10 protein-coding genes and 1 pseudogene are annotated in these 5,600 nt (G+C 62.1%); all 11 read right to left on the bottom strand.

Translation table 11 applies throughout. The features are described from left to right. Positions 1-559, bottom strand: a pseudogene (locus Q0330_RS08105) (preprotein translocase subunit SecY); the annotation flags it as partial. Positions 560-678: 119 nt separating this feature from the next. After that, on the bottom strand, positions 679-1,164 hold the full coding sequence (gene rplO / locus Q0330_RS08100; protein ID WP_299477120.1) for a 50S ribosomal protein L15: 486 nt from the start codon (positions 1,162-1,164) through the stop codon (positions 679-681). Positions 1,165-2,078: 914 nt separating this feature from the next. Further along, positions 2,079-2,267: a 50S ribosomal protein L30 gene (rpmD, locus tag Q0330_RS08095; RefSeq protein ID WP_147095542.1), complete on the bottom strand. Its 189-nt coding sequence runs from the start codon at positions 2,265-2,267 to the stop codon at positions 2,079-2,081. Between the two features lie 12 nt (positions 2,268-2,279). Beyond that, entirely contained in the window at positions 2,280-2,852 is a 573-nt protein-coding gene (gene rpsE / locus Q0330_RS08090) for a 30S ribosomal protein S5 (protein ID WP_299477118.1), read from the bottom strand. Between the two features lie 121 nt (positions 2,853-2,973). Continuing rightward, positions 2,974-3,333 (bottom strand): 50S ribosomal protein L18, encoded by a 360-nt coding sequence (rplR, locus tag Q0330_RS08085; protein WP_299477116.1) that lies wholly within the window; start codon positions 3,331-3,333, stop codon positions 2,974-2,976. A gap of 11 nt (positions 3,334-3,344) precedes the next feature. Next, positions 3,345-3,878 (bottom strand): 50S ribosomal protein L6, encoded by a 534-nt coding sequence (gene rplF / locus Q0330_RS08080; RefSeq protein ID WP_299477081.1) that lies wholly within the window; start codon positions 3,876-3,878, stop codon positions 3,345-3,347. A 10-nt stretch (positions 3,879-3,888) separates the two neighbouring features. Beyond that, complete coding sequence (gene rpsH, locus Q0330_RS08075; protein ID WP_299477078.1) at positions 3,889-4,287, bottom strand: 30S ribosomal protein S8; 399 nt, start codon at positions 4,285-4,287, stop codon at positions 3,889-3,891. Between the two features lie 10 nt (positions 4,288-4,297). Further along, the gene (gene rpsN, locus Q0330_RS08070; RefSeq protein WP_299477075.1) at positions 4,298-4,603 is read right to left on the bottom strand and encodes a 30S ribosomal protein S14; all 306 of its coding nucleotides are present in this window, start codon (positions 4,601-4,603) and stop codon (positions 4,298-4,300) included. A gap of 19 nt (positions 4,604-4,622) precedes the next feature. Next, positions 4,623-5,183 carry a 50S ribosomal protein L5 gene (gene rplE / locus Q0330_RS08065; protein WP_299477072.1) on the bottom strand — a complete coding sequence of 187 codons (561 nt, stop codon included), beginning with the start codon at positions 5,181-5,183 and terminating at the stop codon, positions 4,623-4,625. Further along, the gene (gene rplX / locus Q0330_RS08060; RefSeq protein ID WP_299477069.1) at positions 5,183-5,488 is read right to left on the bottom strand and encodes a 50S ribosomal protein L24; all 306 of its coding nucleotides are present in this window, start codon (positions 5,486-5,488) and stop codon (positions 5,183-5,185) included. Before rplX ends, rplE begins: the two co-directional genes overlap by 1 nt. After that, a partial coding sequence (locus Q0330_RS08055) for an uL14 family ribosomal protein (protein WP_299477121.1) occupies positions 5,488-5,600 on the bottom strand: 113 nt, incomplete at its 5' end. The genes Q0330_RS08055 and rplX, both read right to left, overlap by 1 nt.

The raw sequence follows: 5,600 nt of genomic DNA, 5'->3' as shown, positions 1-5,600 counted from the left end.
TGCCGTTGCCGATGCCGCGCGCGGTGATCTGCTCGCCCAGCCACATCAGGAACATGGTGCCGCCGACCAGCGTGATCACCACCGAGCCCTGGAAGAACAGGCCCGGATCATGGGCGAGACCGCCAGCCTCCAGCGATTTCGCGAGGCCATATGCCTGGAACAGCGCCAGTGCCACGGTGGCATAGCGGGTATACTGGTTGATCTTCTTGCGGCCCTGCTCGCCCTCTTTCTTCAGCTGCTCCAGCGCCGGCACCATCGAGGCCAGAAGCTGGACGATGATCGAGGCCGAGATATAGGGCATGATGCCAAGCGCGAAGACGCCCATGCGGCCAAGCGCACCGCCGGTGAACATCGACAGGATGCCGCCGATGCCGGATTGCGCCTGCTCCATGAAGTTGCGCAGCGCGGCACCGTCGATGCCGGGGACCGGGATATAGGTGCCGAGGCGATAGATGATCAGCAACCCAAGGGTGAACCAGATTCGCTGACGAAGTTCCGTGGCCTTGCCAAGCGCCCCCCAGGAGAGGTTTGCGGCCATCTGTTCTGCGGCTGACGCCATATTTGCCCCCAATTCGCGGGTCGTATCGTGACAGCGCCGCCGGATCCGGTAGAGATCCCGCGGCGCTTAGGAAACTCGGTGCTTTATGTAAGGGGACGAAGGCCCCCTCACAAGCACAATCACTCGGCGGCGGCGTCTTCGCGGACGGGCGCGGTCAGGGTGATCTTGCCACCGGCCTTCTCGATCGCCGCCACGGCGGATTTCGAGGCACCGGCCACGGTCAGGTCCAGCTTCGCCTTCAGCTCGCCCTTGCCGAGGACGCGCACACCGTCCAGCTTGCGGCGGATGACGCCGGCTTCCAGCAGCGCGTCTTCCGAGACGGCTTTCTTGGCGTCCAGCTTGCCGGCGTCGATGAAGGCCTGGATCTGGCCAAGGTTGACGACGGCGAATTTCTTGGTGTTCGGCGCGGTGAAGCCACGCTTCGGCAGGCGCCGGTACAGCGGCATCTGGCCGCCTTCGTAACCGTTCAGTGCCACGCCCGAACGCGAGGTCTGGCCCTTGATACCACGGCCGGCGGTCTTGCCCTTGCCGGAACCCGGGCCGCGCGCGACGCGCTTCTTCTTGCGGTTCGCGCCTTCATTGTCGCGGATTTCATGCAGTTTCATGTCGCTTCTCCTATCGCCGGAAGCGCCCCATGAAGCGAAGGGGGCGAACACGGCTTTTCTTGCTTGTTGAATCGATGCCCGAAAGCACCGGCGTCACCTAACGGGAAAGCGCCGCCCGGTCAAGACCGCACAACCGCGCGGCAAATCCGGATGGAGGGCTTAACCTGACCCAAAGTACAGAAAAAATCCATCGGCGGATTCTTGCCAAACCGATCGTTTCAGTATAATGCTAAATTGTCTGAGAAGTTGCGGTTCGCCAAGCCGCTAAGATGCTGAGCCAGGGATGATCCAACGGGCTGCACCCGTTTCAGCGCAGACACTGGCGTTTGGGGACGACCCGCCGGGTCGGTTCTGGATGTTGAGTGTTAGTATATGTTCGAGTTTCCTGTTACCGTGAACCAGTAAGCCAAGAACCGACCCGGTTTTTGCCAATACATCGACGTTCTCAGTGCTCAACAGCTTAGCTGCTGTGGTTGATCGGTTTCAGTTCGGCACTTTCGCGCAACGCGGCAAGGCTGCGCGCGGCCAGATCACGACGCAGCAGGTATGCCGCCTTCGCCACCACCCAGGGTGGCGCCCCGCCGATTGGCCGCAGGTTCCCCAACCAGCCGATAAATCACCCGCCAAAGCGCGCCGACGTGTCGCGTCGAAAACGCCTCGATCAGGTCGGGCTGGATAAGCTTCGCGCTAACCCTGCACCCAGCTATAGGCGTTCATGCCTATGTAGATAATCGCCAGCAGGACTATGATGATGAAAACGATGGCGATTTTAAGGATGCGGTTCATGCGCACAAGTCTCGTCAACCAGAACAACAACACAGATTTTGGATGCATTCCTTGCAGCATTGCCGCAGGCTCAGCGCCCGCTTCCCCGCCGCGCAAAAGAAAAAGGCCGGGTCGCCCCGGCCTCGATCTCAGTTCTTTTCTTCGATGATCACCGCGAGATGCGGGATCTTCGCGACCATGCCGCGCACGGCCGGGGTATCTTCCAGCTCGCGCGTGCGGTGCATCTTGTTCAGGCCCAGACCTTTCAGCGTCTCGCGCTGGATGGCGGGGCGGCGGATCGGGGAACCGATCTGCTTGACGACGATGGTTTTTGCCATGTGATCCTCTCCTTACGCTTCGGCCGGGGCGGCGTCTTCCGCCTTCGGCTCGTTGCTGCCGAGGATGTCGGCGACCTTCTTGCCACGACGCTGCGCGACCGAGCGGGGCGAAGCCTCGCGCTTCAGGCCGTCCAGCGTGGCGCGGATCATGTTATAGGGGTTCTGCGAACCCAGCGATTTCGCCACGACATCCTGAACGCCCAGCATCTCGAAGACGGCGCGCATCGGGCCACCAGCGATGATCCCGGTCCCCGGAACGGCGGTGCGCATCACCACGCGGCCCGCACCGTGGCGGCCCTCGATGTCATGGTGCAGGGTGCGGCCATCGCGCAGCGGCACGCGGACCATCTGGCGCTTGGCCTGCTCGGTCGCCTTGCGGATGGCTTCCGGCACTTCCTTGGCCTTGCCCTTGCCGAAGCCGACACGACCGCGCTGATCGCCGACCACGACGAGCGCGGCGAAGCCGAAGCGCTTACCACCCTTGACGGTTTTCGACACACGGTTGATCGCGACCAGACGATCGGCGAATTCCGGGGTTTCCTCGCGCTCTTCGCGGCGGCCCCGACGGTTATCACGTTCTGCCATAAGGCATCCTTTCAATGGTGGCGCAGCTTGCGGCGCCGATTGGGTCAATCCAGGTGGGCAGGCCGGCACAAGGCCCCCTGCCCCCGGATCATCGGGGCGGCTGGAACGCCGCCCGCAGGTCTTAGAACTTCAGACCGCCTTCGCGGGCTGCGTCGGCCAGGGCCTTGACCTTGCCATGGAACAGGAAGCCGCCACGGTCGAAGATGACTTCTTCGATGCCGGCTTTCTTGGCCCGTTCCGCGATGGCAGCGCCGATCTTGGCGGCGGCTTCGACGTTGTTCTTGCCCACCACGCCGAAATCCTTCTCCAGCGTCGACGCCGCGGCCAGGGTCACGCCCTGCGCGTCGTCGATCACCTGGACCGAGATGTTCTTCGACGAACGGTGAACGGACAGACGCGGACGACCAGCGTTGATCGCGCGCAGTTTGTTCCGGTTGCGCAGGCGGCGCTTCTGGAACAGCTCTCTTTTGCTCAGTGCCATATCTGCGCCCCTTACTTCTTCTTGCCTTCCTTGCGGAACACGAACTCGCCCTTATAGCGAATGCCCTTGCCCTTATAGGGCTCCGGCGCGCGCCATTCGCGGATGTTCGCGGCGACCTGACCAACGAGCTGCTGGTCAATGCCTTCCACAACGATTTCGGTTTGCTTCGGCGCGGTGATCGTCACGCCGTCCGGCGTTTCGAAATTCACCTCGTGGCTATAGCCGAGCGACAGTTTCAGGGTCTTGCCCTGCATTGCCGCACGATAGCCGACGCCCTGGATTTCCAGCTCTTTCTTGAAGCCTTCCGACACGCCCGTCGCCAGGTTCGCCACCATCGAGCGGGTCATGCCCCACTGCTGGCGCGCACGCTTCGACAGACCGCGCGGGGAAACGACAACCATGCCGTCTTCCAGCTTCAGGTCCACATCATCGGTCGCGGTGAAGGCACGGGTGCCCTTCGGGCCCTTGACCTCGATGGTCTGGCCCTTGACTTCCGCCGTCACGCCCTTGGGCAGTTCGACCGGTCTTTTACCAATACGAGACATCCTGCCCTCCTTAGAACACGGTGCAGAGGACTTCGCCGCCAACATTGGCGTTGCGAGCCGCTGCGTCCGACATCACGCCTTTCGGCGTCGAGACGATGGAAACGCCCAGACCCTGACGGACCTGCGGGATTTCGCGGGCACCGGCATAGACGCGACGACCCGGCTTCGACACACGGGCGAGTTCGCGGATGACCGGCTGGCCTTCGAAGTATTTCAGCGAGATTTCCAGCTCGTTATGGCCGGCCTCGGTGGTCACTTCTTCATAGCCGCGGATGTAGCCTTCGGCCTGCAGCACGTCCAGCACCCAGGCGCGCAGCTTGGAATTGGGCGAGCGGACGGTCGATTTGCCACGCATCTGCGCGTTGCGGATGCGGGTCAGCATATCGCCGAGAGGATCGTTCATATTCATTGTCGCCCCCTTACCAGCTCGATTTGACCAGGCCCGGGATCGCGCCCTGCGAGCCGAGCTCGCGCAGCATGATCCGGCTGAGTTTCAGTTTGCGGTAATACGCATGCGGACGGCCGGTCAGCTGGCACCGGTTGTGCAGACGCGTCGCCGAGGAGTTGCGCGGCAGTTTCGCCAGCTTCAGCGAAGCCTTGAAACGCTCTTCCATCGGACGTTCCTGATCATGGATGATCTCGTTCAGTTCGGCGCGCTTGGCGGCGAATTTCTGAACCAGGCGCTCGCGCTTGAGCTCGCGCTCGATCATGGATTTCTTAGCCATATCTCTCTTACCTCCGCGATCAGCTGTTGAACGGCATGTTGAATTGCTTCAACAGCGATTTCGCTTCCGCGTCGGTCTTCGCGGTGGTGCAGATGATGATGTCCATCCCCAGAACTTCGTCGACCTTGTCGAAGTTGATTTCCGGGAACACGATATGCTCCTTCAGGCCCATGGCATAGTTGCCACGGCCGTCGAAAGCCGAGCCCTTCACGCCGCGGAAGTCGCGGACGCGGGGCAGCGCGATATTGATCAGACGATCCAGGAATTCATACATCCGGTCGCCGCGCAGGGTCACTTTCGCACCCAGCGGCATTTCCTCGCGGACGCGGAAGCCGGCGATGGATTTCTTCGCCTTGGTGATCACGGCCTTCTGACCGGCGATCAGCGACAGTTCCTCGGCGCCCTGCTTGACCTTCTTGGTGTCCTTGACGGCCTCGCCGATGCCCATGTTCAGGACGATCTTGTCCAGACGCGGGATCTGCATGTCGTTCTTGTAGCCGAACTCTTCCTTCATGGCGGCCCGGATCTGATCCTTGTAGGCGGCCTTCAGGCGCGGGGTGTAATTGGCTTGGTCGAGCATCAGATCGCATCTCCCGTGGTCTTGGCGAAACGCACCTTCTTGTCGCCTTCCACGCGGAAGCCAACGCGGGTCGCCTTGCCGTTCTTGTCCAGCAGCGCCAGGTTCGACAGGTCGATCGGCATGTTCTTGGGAACGCGGCCGCCCTGCGAATTCTGCGACTGGCGGGTGTGGCGCAGCGCGATGTTCACGCCATCGACCACGGCCTTGCCCTCTTTCGGCAGAACCTGGGTAATCTCACCCTGACGGCCCTTGTCCTTGCCGGCCAGGACGACGACCTTGTCGCCTTTCTTCAGCTTGGCAGCCATTACAGCACCTCCGGGGCGAGCGAGATGATCTTCATGAAGTTCTTCGCGCGCAGCTCGCGCACGACCGGCCCGAAGATACGGGTGCCGACCGGTTCGCCCTGGTTGTTCAGGA

It is taken from the genome of uncultured Paracoccus sp. (assembly GCF_937873615.1).
In the GTDB taxonomy this organism is placed as follows: Bacteria; Pseudomonadota; Alphaproteobacteria; order Rhodobacterales; family Rhodobacteraceae; genus Paracoccus.
This window is presented reverse-complemented; position numbering and strand designations above follow the sequence as displayed.

Excerpts from the sequence above, each read along its gene's own strand:
- rplO (WP_299477120.1), bottom strand. The coding sequence starts at position 1,164 with ATGAAACTGCATGAAATCCGCGACAATGAAGGCGCGAACCGCAAGAAG.
- rplF (WP_299477081.1), bottom strand. The coding sequence starts at position 3,878 with ATGTCTCGTATTGGTAAAAGACCGGTCGAACTGCCCAAGGGCGTGACG.
- rpsN (WP_299477075.1), bottom strand. The coding sequence starts at position 4,603 with ATGGCTAAGAAATCCATGATCGAGCGCGAGCTCAAGCGCGAGCGCCTG.
- rplX (WP_299477069.1), bottom strand. The coding sequence starts at position 5,488 with ATGGCTGCCAAGCTGAAGAAAGGCGACAAGGTCGTCGTCCTGGCCGGC.
- rpsE (WP_299477118.1), bottom strand. The coding sequence starts at position 2,852 with ATGGCAGAACGTGATAACCGTCGGGGCCGCCGCGAAGAGCGCGAGGAA.
- rpmD (WP_147095542.1), bottom strand. The coding sequence starts at position 2,267 with ATGGCAAAAACCATCGTCGTCAAGCAGATCGGTTCCCCGATCCGCCGC.
- rplR (WP_299477116.1), bottom strand. The coding sequence starts at position 3,333 with ATGGCACTGAGCAAAAGAGAGCTGTTCCAGAAGCGCCGCCTGCGCAAC.
- rpsH (WP_299477078.1), bottom strand. The coding sequence starts at position 4,287 with ATGAATATGAACGATCCTCTCGGCGATATGCTGACCCGCATCCGCAAC.
- rplE (WP_299477072.1), bottom strand. The coding sequence starts at position 5,183 with ATGCTCGACCAAGCCAATTACACCCCGCGCCTGAAGGCCGCCTACAAG.